Raw genomic sequence first — 14,546 nt, forward strand, 5'->3', positions numbered from 1 at the left:
CTTTCATTTTCTGGGGTCAGAGCATGACGTCGCCGGAGTTCGGCCCGAGCGTTTGCCCGACGAACAACGCAGCATCGTCAGAGACGAGAAAGGACACGACGCCGCCGACCTCGGCCGGACTGCCAAACCGGCCCAAGGGCAGTTCGGCGCGTTTCGCGGTTTTCCACTCTTCGGACAGGGCTTCGACCAGCGGGGTGTTGATCGGGCCAGGAGCGACCGCGTTGACGCGCACCCCTTTGGCTGAAACTTCGCGTGCCAGTGATTTCGTCATGCCGATGATGGCAGCCTTGGCCCCTGCATAGTGGACCAGCTCTACCCCGCCGATCTGCCCAAGTTGCGAGGCGATGTTGACGATGTGCCCCTGCCCTGCCTCTAACATCGCAGGCAAGCACGCCCGTGTGCACAGATAGTTGCCGCGCACGTGCACCGCGAAAATCTTGTCGAACATGGCGGGTTCGATGTCGGTGAACAGCGCCTGATGGCCGAAGCCTGCATTGTTCACCAAGATTTCCGGCGCGCCGTGGTCTGCAGTGATGGCGGCGACCATGTCGGTCACGGCGGTCTCGTCACTGACGTCGGCGGCGTATGGAGTGGCCGTGCCGCCCGCTGCGGTGATCCGGTCCACTGTCGCTTGTGCGGCCTTCTGTGACAGATCGTTCACGGCAACCACATGTCCATCAGTGGCGAGGCGTTCTGCGATGGCGGCTCCGATGCCGCTGCCAGCTCCTGTGACGAGCGCGATCATTATGCGTCCTCCTGTCCACTAAAGCGGGATGCCTTGGCGGTGAAGCGCTTCATCAGCAGGCCGTAAATCACCAAGAGGGTGAAGCTAAACAGCGTGGTGAGCACGCCAAAGGCAAAGATGTTGGGGTAAATCTCGACCGAGAAGGTGCCGTAGATCGCCAGCGGCAGGGTCAGGTCGCGGCCAGCCGTGAACAGGGTTCGGGCGAATTCGTCATAGCTGAGCGTGAAACTGAAGAGCATTGCCGACAGCACCCCCGGAAAGATGATTGGAAAGGTCACGCGGCGGAACGTTTGCGCCGGGCTGACGCCAAGGGACAGCGAGGCTTCTTCGACGGTGCGATCAAAGCGGTTGAAGACGGCCAGCATGACGAGGAAGGCGAAGGGGTACGTGTAGACCACGTGCAGGACAAAGGATGTGCCCCACCAAGCCCGCGCGATCCCCAGCGTGTTCGACAAGAGCGCCATGCCAAGGCCAACCAGAACACCGGGCACCATCATGCCAAGAATGATCAGGTAGAACGCAGGGCCCGAGCCTTTGAACCGTGTGCGGAAGGCTTCGGCGCTCATGACGCCAAGAGTGGTGGAGACGACCGTGGTCATAAAGGCCAGTGCGATCGAGCGCAGCAGGCTATCGCCCACGGGCAGTTGCGAGACGCGCGATGTTTCGGCCAGCCCCAGAAGATGCTCGTACCAGTAGATGGACCAGTCACGGATCGGGAATTGCGGGCCGCCGTCGATGCTCTGGAACGACAGGATCGCGAGCACGATCATCGGACCGTAGAGGAACAGCAGGAAGATGGCGGTATACGCGGCGAGAGTTGGGCGCAGGAGACGGGATTCCATGGCTCACATTTCCTTTCGCAGATCGACCAGACGCAGTGCGAGGGCGATCACGGCGGTGATGATGATGGTGAGGACGACGCCAGCGACAGCGGCAAAAGCCCATTTCAAGGAGCCAACCTGGCTGACGATAATGTTGCCCAAGAGGTTGGTTTTGCGGCCCGACAGGGATGCGGCGGTCGCGAACTCCCCTAGAACCATGACCGAGACAAAGATCGATCCGACCATGACCCCCGGCATCGACAGCGGCAGGATGATCCGGCGGAAAATGGTGCCAAAGGACGCGCCCAAGTCACGGGCCGCTTCGATCACCGAGACGTCGATCCGCCCGAGCATGAAAGTGATCGGTCCGACCATGAACACGCAGTAAATCTGGGTCATGCCGACCAGCACCGAGAATTCGGAGAACAGCAGGAACGTCAGCGGTTCCGAGATGATCCCAAGCTTCATCAGGATCATGTTGATCGCGCCTTCGGTCCCCAGCATCGGGCGCCACGCAATCACGCGGATCAGGAAAGACGTCCAGAACGGGATGACGCAGGCGACCAGAAGCGCGGTCTGTAGCGTCTTGTTCCGAACGAAGAGCCCGATGAACAGCGCCACCGGATAGCCAACCACAATGGTCGCGACCAGAACGATCAGCCAGATCCGCAGGGTGGTCCAGATCGCCCCGAGGTAGGTCGATGAGCTCAGGAACCGCTCCCAACTGGCGGTGGTCAGTGTGGAGTTCACCGAAAACGTAGTTTGCGTCCAGAACGACACATAGATGACCATCGCCATCGGCAGGACCATGAAAAGGGTCATCCAAAGCAAGCCTGGTGTCAGCAAGGTGATCGCGCGGCGGCGGTCTTTCTTCTCTCGCAGTTCAGCGGGGGATGGGGCGGAATGGACGGCGGTTTCCGTCGAGATGGCGGACATCAGGCGGCTCCGTGGAATTGGCGCACCGCATCGGATGCAAAATGAAGGTCATAGCGCGTGCCCTCGACCAGATCGGGAAGGCGTGGCTGGCTTAGGTGATCTACAATCTGCAGCAGAGTGCCGTCGTCGGCGCGGAAGAAAGACAGCGCCGTTGGGCCATTGAATTCACCGGTTAGGTAGGTGGCCGTCAGCGCAGGACGGGTGTCCGGAGCAGTGCCGATCGCAGTCACATCCATCTGATCAAAGCGCACCGCGATCTGGCCGTGACCGAACGCATTGCCGCAGAGGGCGGCGTCGAAGATGTTCCAAGCATTCAGGTGACGCGCAGACTCGGCATTGCGCGGCGCACCAAAGAGCGTGTCAGGCGCGTCAGCCTGCATGATCCGCCCTTGCGCCAGCACAGCAACTTCGTCGCCCATGGTTAAAGCCTCGGTTTCCGAGCCTGTGACGTGCAGGAAGCTGACGCCAAGACGTTCTCGGATGGCTTTGAGTTCGTCACACATCCGCGCGCGCAGATTGGCATCCAGCGCCCCAAGGGGTTCGTCCAGCAGCACGATGCGGGGCTCGCAAACCAGTGTCCGTGCCAAGGCGACGCGTTGCCGTTGCCCGCCAGATATCGCCGAAACACCACGATGGCCAAAGCCATCTAGCCCAACCAGTTTCAGAGCGGCCTCTGTCCGGTCGCGGATCTCTGTCTCGTTGGTCAGCGGCGCGTGTGCACGGTGGCGCAGGCCAAAGGCCACGTTTTCGGAAACTGACAAATGTGGGAACAGCGCAAAGTTTTGGAACACAAATCCAATGTCGCGCAGGTGCGGGGGTTTGCCGTCGATCCGCTCGCCGTGGATTGCGATCTCGCCTTCGTCCGGCTCCTCGAAACCGGCGATTAGCCTAAGGAGCGTCGTCTTGCCCGATCCCGATGCACCAAGCAGCGACATGTAGGTGTTTTCGGGCACTGTGAAATCTACGCCATCCAGCGCGACCGTGTCGCCATACCTGCGGCCAACCCGCGTTAACGTCAGCACATCTATCCCCTGCTTTATCATTGAACGATTTTTTAAATACAAACATCGATTCACGCTTCGCCGTAAAGTAAAAAATGATTTTTATGATGCAAAAATCATAAAATATCCACGGCTTGCAGGCGGCAAGGACTTCTAAGTAACTGTTTATATGAAGATAAAAGTGGTTTTGCGCTATTTCTGTGCGCTTGAATTTAAGGCCGTTGGAAATGATTTTTGCATGCTGTTAAAAGTACCTTCCACTGCCAGTGGCCGCCGCGTATGCTGTCGACAGAGCAGTAGGACGACACGAAATGACCGCAGTGAAAGAGAAAGCGCCCCAAGCAGATGAACAGGACAAGCGCGCTGCTCTGTTCGAAGTGGCGGCCGATTTCATCCGTCACAATATTGCTGAGGGGCATCTGTATGAGGGGCTCGTTCTGCAAGAGAGTGCCCTGTCCGAGCGGCTGGAAATGTCGCGCGCCACAGTGAAGCGCGCTCTTGAAATGATCGAGGCCGAGGGATTGATCCGAAAGTTCAGCGGCCGCGGATTTTTAGTGGCGGGACCTGCGGCAGAGGTGAAGCGAGATGATCTGCGCAGTCTGGAGCTTGATACCTCAATCCTAGATGCGTCGTCGGGCAAGCCCAACTGGCTGCGTGTGTATGACGAAGTCGCGTATCATGTGACTCGCTGCCCCGTGTTCGGGCGCTATCGCGTGCTAGAGGCCCAAATGGCCGAAGAGTATGGCGTGTCACGCACAATCATTCGCGACGTATTGGGTCGTCTGCAAGAACGCGGGCTTGTACAAAAGAGCCGCACATCCCGCTGGATCGTTGCACCGCTGACGTCACAGCGGATCAAGGATAAGTACGAACTGCGCAGTATCCTCGAAGTCGCGGCCCTGACTTCGGCCAAGCTGCCGGTGGACAAGCTGAATGCATTTTCGCAAGAGGTTCGTGATCTGCCAGCTGGCGCGCCCCTGACGCCGGAACGTTGGTTTGCCCTTGAACGCCGTTTCTTTGAAATGACGGTTCTTACCTCGGCGAACGAGGATCTGACCGAGTATGCTGCTACCAACCGAGTCGCGTTAGAAGCCTGCCAATCGGCACTGTTTTCGCTGGGTTTGCCGCCAGACACCCAATCAATTGTCGAACTAGGCAGGGTCGTCGAACTCGCGCTGTCTGGCTCTTTGCCTGCAGCGACGAGTATGCTCACCATGCATCTGGAAAAGGCATGCCACCGCACTGTCGCGCAGCTCAAGATCACTGCAATTTTGCCGCCACCGACGGATTTCCCTCCATACTTGCAGTTGAGTTAAAGCGATGCTTGTGGATGGCAGGCTAATACTTTGTAAATAAGTACCTTTGCTTTGTGCATCCCATCACAAGTTGTTCGCGATGGCTGCCGATTTTTGGCAGCTGGTAACTTCGGCTGTGGTCCTGCGTTGCCAGTTGGGCAGCGTCTACTTCGAAGGCAGTTTGGAAAAAATAGCGACGCTTTTGGCGTATTCTGATCACATGCGCTGGTCGCGGTTTTGAATGCTCTCTTACATGTGGTGAGGAGTTTCAGAGCAATCGATGGGAGGCCAATTGTGTCCAGTGATCCGGTAAGTGCGGCGAAAGCCATCGTCGAACGCTACCTTGAGCTTTCTATGGTGCCTGATCCTGAAGGCGCCTCGCGATTCATAGCGCCTGACTTTCAGATGATTTTCACAGGTGGCCGACATTTTACGTCACCGGCGGAGTCTGCGGCCTTTAACGCAAAGCGGTATAAGTGGGTGAAAAAGCGGTTTTTGCGCACAGATGCCGCATTGGATGCTGAGACTGGAGAAGTGCGGGTCTTCAACACGGGCTATCTCTACGGCGAATGGCCAGACGGCACACCCTTCGAGACCAATCGCTACATCGACATTTTCACTGTCCGCGATGGGCTCATTTTGGAAACTCAGATCTGGAACGACAGCGCAGAGATTTTGTTAGACGGTGCTGGCTTGGCAGAGGCGCCTCTATGAACTTGGCTGGACACGGGCGATTTGGATATGTGCCCATCACGCACAGGCCAGATGTTCGATGGCCAGGGGACAAGCGGTTGGCGGTCTATATCGGGCTCAATCTGGAACATTTCGCGTTTGGCGAAGGACTTGGCGCAGAGCTGGCGCCAGGTGGTCCGCAGCCCGATGTTCTGAATTACGCATGGCGGGATTATGGCAATCGCGTCGGGGCCTGGCGGATGCTGGAGCTGTTGGACAACCTCGGGATACCGACAACGGTTTTGGCCAACAGCGCGATGTATGGATATGCGCCTGCATTGATGGAGGCATTTCGCGCACGGGGGGATGAAATTGCGGGGCACGGACGCACGAATTCCGAACGCCAAAGCACGATGTCAGAGGACGAAGAGCGTGCGATGATTGCTCAAGCGACCGAGATTCTGAGCGCGGCCGAAGGGGTGGTGCCATCGGGCTGGCTCAGTCCATGGATCGCCGAAAGCAATGTTACCCCAGATCTCTTAGTCGAGGCCGGATATCGTTATACGCTCAATTGGTGTATGGATGATCAGCCCATGTGGATGACCACGCGCGCTGGCCCGCTGCTGAGCGTGCCCTACCCGCAAGAAGTAAACGATATCCCCGCCATCGTGGCGCGCAAGGAGTCGGGCAGCGACTTTGCCGACATGATTATCGACACGTTCGACGAGATGTTGGAGCAGTCGGAAGGTCAGAGCCTCGTGATGGGGATCGCTTTGCATCCCTACATTGTCGGGCAGCCTTTCCGTCTGCGTCACCTGCGGCGCGCTTTGGCACATATCGCCGACAATCGGGAAAATATCTGGCTCACCCGCGCTGGCGAGATTGCAGAGCATTGGGCAAAGGCCGTGCCCTTCGGGTCTGGAGAGCTGTCGGTTTAAACGAAGAAAAACGCAGCGCTATTGCCATGCGGGGTTATAGCGCTGCGTTCGGTTTCATCGCGTCAGAGAAGTTGTAGATGCAAGTTCAGAGCGATCCCGATCAGGATCAGACCCCCTGCCCACGCGGTCCGTTCGCGCATCGCTTTTTGCCGGTTCAGCACACGTGTCATCGTGCCGCCCATGTAAGCCACCACCAAATCCGAAGGGATGGCGGTGAGTGGGACCAATGCCCCCAAGACCAGCAACTGCAATGTCACGCTGGACACGGCGCCCTGAGCATCCCCCGCATGGATGAACGGGGGCAAGAATAGAGCAAAGAACAAGACCGTTTTTGGGTTTAGAACCTCAACGACGACACCTTGCCAGATGATGGAGCCTAGGCTTCTTTTCTGAACGCTGTCGACATCAAGTGTCACTTGGGACTCTGCTTTGGCGCTGCGGATCATGTCCAAGCCCAACCAGATCAGATAGGCCGAACCGATGTAGCGCAGGGCCACGACCAGCCAATCGGACTGTTGGAACACCGCCGCGAGCCCAAGGGCCGACGCGATCGCCAGAACAATTCCGCCCAAACACAGGCCAAGCGCAGAGGCCAGACCCGCGGCACGGCTTTGGCCGACCGTGCGAGACAAGACATAGAGCATTGATGGACCCGGAGTCGCACTTAGGGCCAAGCCCGCTAGGGCTACAGCAATCATCGCATCCAAACTTGGCATATTTTAATCTGAACTCCCGTTCATTCTCTTTTCGAAGGGATTTTCGACGCTCTGGTTGCCTTCTGTGGAACCCTTCTGAACTTGATTTCTTAAATACGGAAAATCGCGGATCAGCATCCGCTCCAAATGATCTCCGGCCCTGAAGGGCGCGTACTTTGGTTTTTCCCCTCGCCCGACCAATTCGGGGAAAGGGCTGATCACGGTGCCATGGTTTGCTGCAACGAAATATGGCATCGAGAACCGCTCTGGGCTTTGGTTCAGAACACGGTGCGGGGTGGAGCGCAGGAGCCCGTTGGTCCATGCCTCCATCATATCACCAATATTGACGACATAGACACGGCGATCGACGGGTACATCGATCCATTCATCTTCGGCTGTCATCACCTGCAGGCCCGCGTTCCGGGTGTGTAGCAGGGTGAGACATTCATAATCGGTGTGCGCCCCCATGTTGACCGACTTGGTGTCAACCTCGGCGTTGCGGCGCACATAATGCAGTAGACGCAACTGCGAGATGGGTTTGCTCATCTGATCGGTCATCGAACCGGGTGGCAGTCCCAAGTGCAGCTCCAGCGCGGTGCTGATGATCCGACCCAGCGCCGAAATTTGCGCGTAATAAGCTGACACAGTCTGCTTGAAGCCAACGACACCTGGCCACACGTTCGGACCCAGCAAGCGGTTTCCTGCCAAATAGTCAGGATCGTCATGGGGCAGATCTACCCCAAGGTCGAACGCCTCGTAGCTGCGGTTCACTTCATCTGGATAATCGCCTTTCTCGGTAAAGGGGACATACCCACGGTGGTTTGTGCTCAGGCCGATGTAATAGCGGCGTTTGAATGCCTCTGGCAGGGCAAAGAACTGCTGGGCCTGCTGGTATGTCCTTTCGACCAGATCGAGATCGATCCCATGTCCGATAATTCTGAAGAAGCCGATTTCCCGTGCGGCATTCCCGATTTCATCTGCGATTTCCCGAAGCCGCCTGTTGTCCGCGCTTCTGATACCGCTGATGTCAATTAGTGGCAGGTCCCCAACCGTACCTGCGCTGCTCGCATTCCTTTTTTCGACTATAGTTCCCACAAGCAACGAACCTCCAATGTAATATACTAGGTAACAAATTCATTCACACCGCTGGCTGCTGGAAAGTAGAGGTCAAAGGTCGTGCCTTGGCCGACCTCACTGCGTACTGCGACGGTGCCGCCGGACTGACGCATGACTCCTAAAACCATCGAAAGACCGAGACCGGTGCCTTCTCCAACTGTTTTGGTTGTAAAAAATGGATCAAAAATTTGAGTTAACAGGTCGGGAGAAATTCCGACACCTTGATCTGTAACGCTAAGGCGCACATAGCGTCCCGGCGTCAGATCGGCTGGGCTATTCCGCCCTTCTGTCAGGGTATAAAAAATGTTCTCTGTTTTTATCTCGAAAATACCATCGTCTGGCATCGCCTCGATCCCGTTTAAAATAAGGGCGAGGAGCATGTTCTCGAGTGCTGATCGATCCACGGATACGGGCCACAGGCCAGCCGCTAAATTTTGATCGACCTGACGCCCCAATGAGTCCTCGCATTCGAAACAGAACGCCGAGACCAAGGCGTTCAAGTCTGCGGTTTCGGGCACAAGCCGCGTTTTCTGGGCAAAGGCGAGCATGTCCCGAATCAACTGTTCGCCCCGCGCCGACGCCATCCGTGCATCATGTAGGGTGTTGTGCCCGCCCACCTCTGGCGCATCCAACTGGAGCAGTTCGATGTTCCCAGAAATCACGGTGAGCAAGTTGTTGAATTCGTGAGCGAACCGGCCCGCCAGTCGTCCAATTGCCTCTTGCTTGCGCGCCTCAAACAGCTTGGCTTCCAGCGATTTCCTGTTCTTCGTCTCGCGGGTTAGCTGGGTGTGAGTGATCACCAGATCTTCGTAGCGTCGCTGCGAGCGCTCGGTTTCGGCCAGCAACTCTAACTTGGCGCTCGTCATCGCGGCCACAGTGCTCAGGATTTCCAGCTCGCGCTCGTCAAAGGCGGCGATATCGGGATGCTCGCTGTCGATCACGCCCGCTATGCGGCCTGCACTAATCAAGGGGACGCAAATTTCGGATCGGGCCGGTTCGGTGTCTGCGATGTAGTCTACATCGCTCAACAGATCATCGACGATAATAGGCTGGCGGCTTTGCGCTACCTGCCCTGTGATGCCACGGCCAAAAGGGATAATCAGTGGATTGATGATGTTCCGGCCATAGGGATTCTTCTCGCCCCATGCCGCGACTTGAGTCAACTCTGTTTGCATCTCGTTCGATTGATAGATCACACAGTCGACGAACCCCAACTTACCCACCACATTCTGCGCGACATACCAAAACAGGTCATCCACAGAGGGGATCGACATCAGATCAACCGCAAAAGTGTTGAGAGTACGAAGCATCTGAGCTTCGCTGGCCCGATTTCTCTGGCTAAGGCGCAATGGCACTGGCTGGAGCATGATTTGACTTCCCGAAACTCGTTACGTCAGCCATCCTAATGATTAATTTCGCTTAGGTATATTAATTTTGTGCATTTCTCGCAGAGGTTGCCATGGCATGCTGCGAGACGTTCAAAATTTAGTTGCAAATTGCGAGATGATCTCTACTGGCGAACGCGATGAGAGTGCCGATACAGCAACGGCTGGAAGCCTGAATTTCTCGATCAAATAGTCAGCGGATTGCGTGCGGACTGTCTGGCGCTGATCGCATTTTGATAATTGAAATATTTTTGGATTGATCTGAGCACTTTCCGCTCCTTGCAGCCTTTGGTCGAGTGCGCCGAGGCGGCCTGCTCACATAACGTGCGCGCGGGGTGTTCGCGGGACACGGCGCATGTTACTCGGGTCCATATTTTATTGGGGGCGCCGCGTGATCGGCGAGGTTTTATGGATCAACTGACACCAGCGGGCACTACACTTCTGACCGATCTGAGCCATCGGTACGGCCTCTCGGAGCAAGCAGTGCGTGCGATGATCGACGCAGTTGTCCGCGGCGGAGGGACACAGGCTCAATTTTCGATCCCCGAATTGGGTGGCATGGGGCAATGGTCCTTGGGCGGCATGACCATGGTAGGCGATATGTTCAACACTGGCCTGCAAGCGACAGTGTCCAACCTCTGCGGCGAGATTTCGAACGCGCATGCCCAATCGCCGCTATATGAACGTCTGCAACACACTGGCAGCTGGCAGGCCCAAGGGAACGGGGCCTCTCTGACATGGTCCGGCGGAAATTGGTGGCCGGCTGAGTTGGGGCAACCCTCCTCTTCGGGGAGTCAGAATGGTCTAAGCTATGCGATCTTCCCTACGTGCCGCCGATTGGCGACAAATTTAGAGGGTCGGATCACTGTCTATGACACGCTTGACCACAGCATTGGCGGTGTGGGCCAGCAGCAATCGGGCGATGCGAGTTGGACTTTCACGAGCCAGTACGGAACGGTGCGTTTGGCGGATCTGCCCGTGGTAAAGCCGGTCGGAGTTGAGCCACATTCGTCGGAGTTTGATCAGCCAACTTCGGAGCAGGTTTTGGCTGAACCTTCTATGCGAGCGGAGGCAGAGCCTGTCCAATCCGCGCCAAGTTCGGCGCAAACGGTACATGGCTCTCTGCAGGATGTTGAGGCCATCTTCTCTGCGCTAGAAAAACTAGGGCAGTTGAAAGAGATGGGTGTTCTAACGGACGAAGAGTTCTCTACCAAAAAGACCGAGCTTCTTGCGCGTCTTTGACGCGCAACCCGTGTGATGTGTGTGTATGCCCACCATGTCCGACTGTAACGACGTCTATAAACAGAAAATTATACGCTTTGGGGGCCGCTGACATGGCCCCACGAAAAGGTCTGCGGAGACGGTTGTAGACCGCTCCGAAATACCGCCCACCTTCAATGCCGAAATTCGAACTGTGCGCGCGATGCGTGGACACAGGTCGGGGCAGACGCCCCGACCCGGCGCCTTAGGCGGCCTTGACCAAGGCCAAGTGAGATAGCCCAAGCGCCTCTAGCGTTTGCGCCTGCACCGGCTCGGTTGTGGCATTGATCTGATCCGCGCCAAAGCCGTTGCCGACCACTAAACGCGCGGCCCTTTGCCCTGCAGGTTGGTCGACAAGGCTGGCGACAGCATCTGCGATATCCTGCGGATTTGGGGCATCGTCGCCCGAGAGCATTGACATAAATTGCTCAAACATGGCGGCAGGGATCTGGCCGACCGCGCCATAAGACTCCACGCGCGCCAAATCCGTCGGTTGATCGGCGCTGGCATACATCTGCGTCGGATAGGCGCTGGGCTGAACAAGAGTCACATCAATGCCAAGTTGCGATAACTCGTAGCGATAGCTCTCGCTCAGTGCTTCGACTGCGAATTTGCTGGCCCCGTAAATCCCAAAAAACGGAAAGGTTACGCGACCCAAAATGGAGCCGATGTTCACAATCAGCCCAGAGCCCTGAGCGCGCATGGACGGCAAAACCGCACGTGTGACGCGCTGCAGTCCTAGCACATTGACATCAAAGAGTTTGGCCATTTGCGCGTCAGAAAAAGCTTCGGACACACCCGCCGATGCTACACCCGCGTTATTCACGACGACGTCAATTTTTCCGATGTTTTCGATCACGTGGGCAACTGCTGCCTCAACCGATCTGGTATCAGTCACGTCTAGGTCAACCACATACAGGCCCGCATCGCGCAGGGATCTTGCGTGTTCAAGGTTCTTGGTTTCTGTGGCGCGCATCGTCGCGACCACAGTGTGGTCAGAGGCCGCAAGTGTTTCACTGATCCGTCGCCCAAAGCCGCTAGACGCGCCGGTTACGAGAATTGTCTTGGTCATAAGAGGTCCTTTCTGGATTTGTAATCTTCTGGCGTATCTTTCGCCTTGGACCCTGATATGATTTGTGCGGATAGGTGCGGTAGTCGCTCAACTGGAACAGGATATGTGCCGTGAAAGAACGAATGGATGACTTGAGCCTGCTGAAACTGTTCGTTCTGGTTGCCGAAGTAGGGAGCTTTTCTGCCGCAGCACGCGTAACGAACACCACGCCCTCGGCAGTATCGCGCCAGATTTCACGTTTGGAACAGGATCTGGGGGCGCGGCTGCTTCAACGGTCAACACGGCGGCAAAACCTGACAGAAGCCGGAGAGGTGCTGCTGGTCCATGCCAGACAGGTTGTCGAGGATCTGGAAGCTGCGCGGCTTGCCGTTTCGAATTTGAACAGCGCTCCACGAGGGATCCTGAGGATTACGGCAGAGGCGGATCTGGCCGCAACGTTTCTGGCGCCTCTTTTGCCGGAATTCCTAGAGCGATATCCGGATTTGAAATTGCGCCTTCTGCCCTCTGCCTCGATGGAGGATCTTGTCGACCGGAATATCGACGTGGCTATTCGCATGGGCCATCTACAAAGCTCCACTATGATCGCTCGGCGTTTGACAACCAGCCGATCCGTGCTCGTTGCGAGCCCAAGCTACTTAGAGCGGCGCGGTGTTCCCCAAAGGCCAGATGACCTGAGAAGTCACGCCTGTCTGTCGTTTCGGGCAGATGTGGATCAGACCGTTTGGCGGTTTGAGGCGGCTGGAGAGCAGGCGGAGATAGGCATCTCCCCTAGGCTCCAAGCGCCGAGTCTGCTCGTTTTGAAGAATGCGGCCAAGGCAGGCATGGGGATCGCGATGTTGCCGCGCTGGATGATGGAGGAAGACCTTGGGAACGGTGCCTTGGTCCCGATTTTGACTGAGTATGCCCTTTTGCCGTCAAAGACCCCTATTAGTGCCGTCTATGCCAGCGGGAGAAACCTCGCCAGTAAGGTGCGCGTGTTTATAGATTTCTTAGGCGAACGCATGGGGTGATTGGTTCTGGGCTGCGGCGTTTACGGTCCCTTGGTTTCTCGCGACCCGAGACACGCATCTAAAGTGAGGCCGCCAAAATAATGGCGGCGCTCATTCAGTTTTGTTCCGCTCAAGCAACTTCTGGGATCGATGAGGCCGCTTCGTGAACTTTCTCCAAAGCCTCCAGAAAGAACGGCAAGAAGCCATCGGGATGTTCGCTCATTGGGAAATGCCCCAACTCGTCCATGACTGCCAAAGTGGCCCCTTGGATCTGTTCAGCCGTGCGTCGAGCATCTTCGGGAGTGCAGGTCAGATCGTAGGCACCGACGATGATGTGAACGGGCGTTTTACCCGTGTCTATCATCGGCAGGCGCGCGATTAGACTGTCGTCCTTGGTATAGAAGTTCAGGTCACCGCGGAACACGCCCGGCCCGCTTGCATGAACATCCATAGGGTATTCCAGCGTTCGATCTCTGGCGCGAACGGGGAAATATTCGCGCTGACCAAGGCCGCACCCATTTCCCCGCCGTGCGCATCGGGGCGATGAAACCAATCGATATCGTACTACGCAGGTTGGAAATCAGACGCCTCAATCGCGATGAAGCCGCTGAATTTTTCTGCGTGAAGTGCGGCAAGCTGCAAAGCGATGCGTCCCCCCATCGAGCAGCCAGCCAAAATCGGTTTGTCTCGCCCTAGCCCTTCGATGACGGCCAGAAAAGTTTTGATGTATGTGTCGGTCTCGAGCAGATACTCTTGGGTCTGGTAGCCCTCGGGCGGCAGGGATTTTCCATGCCATGGCATGTCGAACGCGATGAGACGGTGCGTGTCCGTCACCTGCGAAGTATTCATCAAATGACGCCACTGCGGGTGTCAGCTCCGGCTGTGTGGAGACACAGAACGGGTTTTCCTTGCCCTGCCTCTTCGAAATAGATGCGCTGTGATGTGCCGTCGATATCAACGGTCAAGTAGCGGCCGCAAACGGGTTCAATTGTCATCCCAATGCCTCCTCATTGGCGCGTGGCAATGCCATGACTTCTTTGAAGAACCGCAAATTTTTGACTAATGCCAAGATATTGCCGTCAATTCGGCCACGGCCAAGTTTCACAAGTCCGAAGATGTCGTGAAAGCCGGGCTTGGGCCGGGCAGTCCAGAATTCGGAGAGCGCTTCGGCGTCTGTGCGCATCGCAAATGTCCGCGGCGTTTTTCGGCTGAGCCCTTGGGTAACGTCGAACAGATGCCCTTTTTCGAAGGTCAGGTAGAACTCCTCTTCGTCGATCTGGACGAGCACGGTGTCTGAAAACAGGGCCCCCAGACGCAACAGATGGGGCCGTTGCGCTATTTCGGACTGCATGAGGGTGAACTTCTCAAGCATGACTTCCTCCCATTCAATAAGCTGGACGAGCAGTGCCACAGCGCGGATGGGGTGGGCGATGATCTGGCAGGTATCAGCTGATACCCTGTGCCCTAAATCCCGCTGGAAGCGGGGTCATTGCTTCATTCCGGTATCACCTAATACCCGCAGGCGCATTGGGTTGATCCGTGTTTTCGTCAAAGGTCGCCCTCAACGAACGACGGGAGACGTTCGCGACTGCACCGATTTGCAGGAGGTAACCCAATGGGC

At 56.7% G+C, this 14,546-nt stretch carries 14 protein-coding genes and 1 pseudogene; 5 read left to right on the forward strand and 10 right to left on the reverse strand.

Translation table 11 applies throughout. The features are described 5' to 3' along the window. Nucleotides 1-16: 16 nt before the first annotated feature. From N4A58_RS16540 to N4A58_RS16555, 4 genes are read right to left on the reverse strand one after another with little or no spacing between them, the layout of a single operon-like run. The gene (locus tag N4A58_RS16540; RefSeq protein ID WP_293711505.1) at nucleotides 17-745 is read right to left on the reverse strand and encodes an SDR family oxidoreductase; all 729 of its coding nucleotides are present in this window, start codon (nucleotides 743-745) and stop codon (nucleotides 17-19) included. Continuing rightward, on the reverse strand, nucleotides 745-1,587 hold the full coding sequence (locus N4A58_RS16545) for an ABC transporter permease (RefSeq protein ID WP_293711508.1): 843 nt from the start codon (nucleotides 1,585-1,587) through the stop codon (nucleotides 745-747). Before N4A58_RS16545 ends, N4A58_RS16540 begins: the two co-directional genes overlap by 1 nt. Nucleotides 1,588-1,590: 3 nt before the next feature. Beyond that, nucleotides 1,591-2,502: an ABC transporter permease gene (locus N4A58_RS16550; RefSeq protein WP_293711511.1), complete on the reverse strand. Its 912-nt coding sequence runs from the start codon at nucleotides 2,500-2,502 to the stop codon at nucleotides 1,591-1,593. Next, on the reverse strand, nucleotides 2,502-3,524 hold the full coding sequence (locus tag N4A58_RS16555) for an ABC transporter ATP-binding protein (protein WP_293711514.1): 1,023 nt from the start codon (nucleotides 3,522-3,524) through the stop codon (nucleotides 2,502-2,504). The genes N4A58_RS16550 and N4A58_RS16555 overlap by 1 nt, the downstream gene beginning before the upstream one ends. Before the next feature lie 290 nt (nucleotides 3,525-3,814). On the opposite strand from N4A58_RS16555, the gene N4A58_RS16560 reads away from it, so the two are divergent. The 3 genes from N4A58_RS16560 to N4A58_RS16570 all read left to right on the forward strand — a co-directional run bounded on the left by N4A58_RS16560 (nucleotide 3,815) and on the right by N4A58_RS16570 (nucleotide 6,408). After that, a complete protein-coding gene (locus N4A58_RS16560) occupies nucleotides 3,815-4,819 on the forward strand; it encodes a GntR family transcriptional regulator (protein WP_293711517.1) in 1,005 nt (334 codons plus the stop codon). Between the two features lie 273 nt (nucleotides 4,820-5,092). Next, a complete protein-coding gene (locus N4A58_RS16565) occupies nucleotides 5,093-5,512 on the forward strand; it encodes a nuclear transport factor 2 family protein (protein WP_245780510.1) in 420 nt (139 codons plus the stop codon). A gap of 77 nt (nucleotides 5,513-5,589) precedes the next feature. Then, nucleotides 5,590-6,408 (forward strand): polysaccharide deacetylase family protein, encoded by an 819-nt coding sequence (locus N4A58_RS16570; RefSeq protein ID WP_293711522.1) that lies wholly within the window; start codon nucleotides 5,590-5,592, stop codon nucleotides 6,406-6,408. 62 nt (nucleotides 6,409-6,470) lie between these two features. Here the strand turns inward: N4A58_RS16570 and N4A58_RS16575 are convergent, their stop codons facing one another. The 3 genes from N4A58_RS16575 to N4A58_RS16585 are packed head-to-tail and all read right to left on the reverse strand — an operon-like array spanning nucleotide 6,471 to nucleotide 9,529. Beyond that, nucleotides 6,471-7,124: a LysE family translocator gene (locus tag N4A58_RS16575; protein ID WP_072703707.1), complete on the reverse strand. Its 654-nt coding sequence runs from the start codon at nucleotides 7,122-7,124 to the stop codon at nucleotides 6,471-6,473. A gap of 3 nt (nucleotides 7,125-7,127) precedes the next feature. Next, nucleotides 7,128-8,198, reverse strand: coding sequence for a 2-oxoglutarate and iron-dependent oxygenase domain-containing protein (locus tag N4A58_RS16580; RefSeq protein WP_293711526.1), 1,071 nt, complete (start codon nucleotides 8,196-8,198; stop codon nucleotides 7,128-7,130). Nucleotides 8,199-8,224: 26 nt separating this feature from the next. Then, nucleotides 8,225-9,529 (reverse strand): ATP-binding protein, encoded by a 1,305-nt coding sequence (locus N4A58_RS16585; protein ID WP_293711529.1) that lies wholly within the window; start codon nucleotides 9,527-9,529, stop codon nucleotides 8,225-8,227. Between the two features lie 483 nt (nucleotides 9,530-10,012). Here N4A58_RS16585 and N4A58_RS16590 point away from each other — a divergent pair, with 483 nt between their 5' ends. Then, complete coding sequence (locus N4A58_RS16590; RefSeq protein WP_293711532.1) at nucleotides 10,013-10,846, forward strand: SHOCT domain-containing protein; 834 nt, start codon at nucleotides 10,013-10,015, stop codon at nucleotides 10,844-10,846. A gap of 223 nt (nucleotides 10,847-11,069) precedes the next feature. Here N4A58_RS16590 and N4A58_RS16595 read toward each other — a convergent pair whose 3' ends face one another. Then, entirely contained in the window at nucleotides 11,070-11,936 is an 867-nt protein-coding gene (locus tag N4A58_RS16595) for an SDR family oxidoreductase (protein WP_293711535.1), read from the reverse strand. Between the two features lie 110 nt (nucleotides 11,937-12,046). Here N4A58_RS16595 and N4A58_RS16600 point away from each other — a divergent pair, with 110 nt between their 5' ends. Next, nucleotides 12,047-12,946, forward strand: a complete 900-nt coding sequence (locus N4A58_RS16600; protein ID WP_293711538.1) for a LysR family transcriptional regulator — start codon at nucleotides 12,047-12,049, stop codon at nucleotides 12,944-12,946. 109 nt (nucleotides 12,947-13,055) lie between these two features. Here N4A58_RS16600 and N4A58_RS16605 read toward each other — a convergent pair. Next, nucleotides 13,056-13,920, reverse strand: a pseudogene (locus tag N4A58_RS16605) (alpha/beta fold hydrolase). Next, nucleotides 13,917-14,336, reverse strand: a complete 420-nt coding sequence (locus N4A58_RS16610) for a hypothetical protein (RefSeq protein WP_367177040.1) — start codon at nucleotides 14,334-14,336, stop codon at nucleotides 13,917-13,919. The pseudogene N4A58_RS16605 and the gene N4A58_RS16610 overlap by 4 nt, the downstream one beginning before the upstream one ends. Nucleotides 14,337-14,546: the final 210 nt, after the last annotated feature.

Source organism: Donghicola sp., from assembly GCF_025210255.1.
GTDB lineage: Bacteria > Pseudomonadota > Alphaproteobacteria > Rhodobacterales > Rhodobacteraceae > Donghicola > Donghicola eburneus.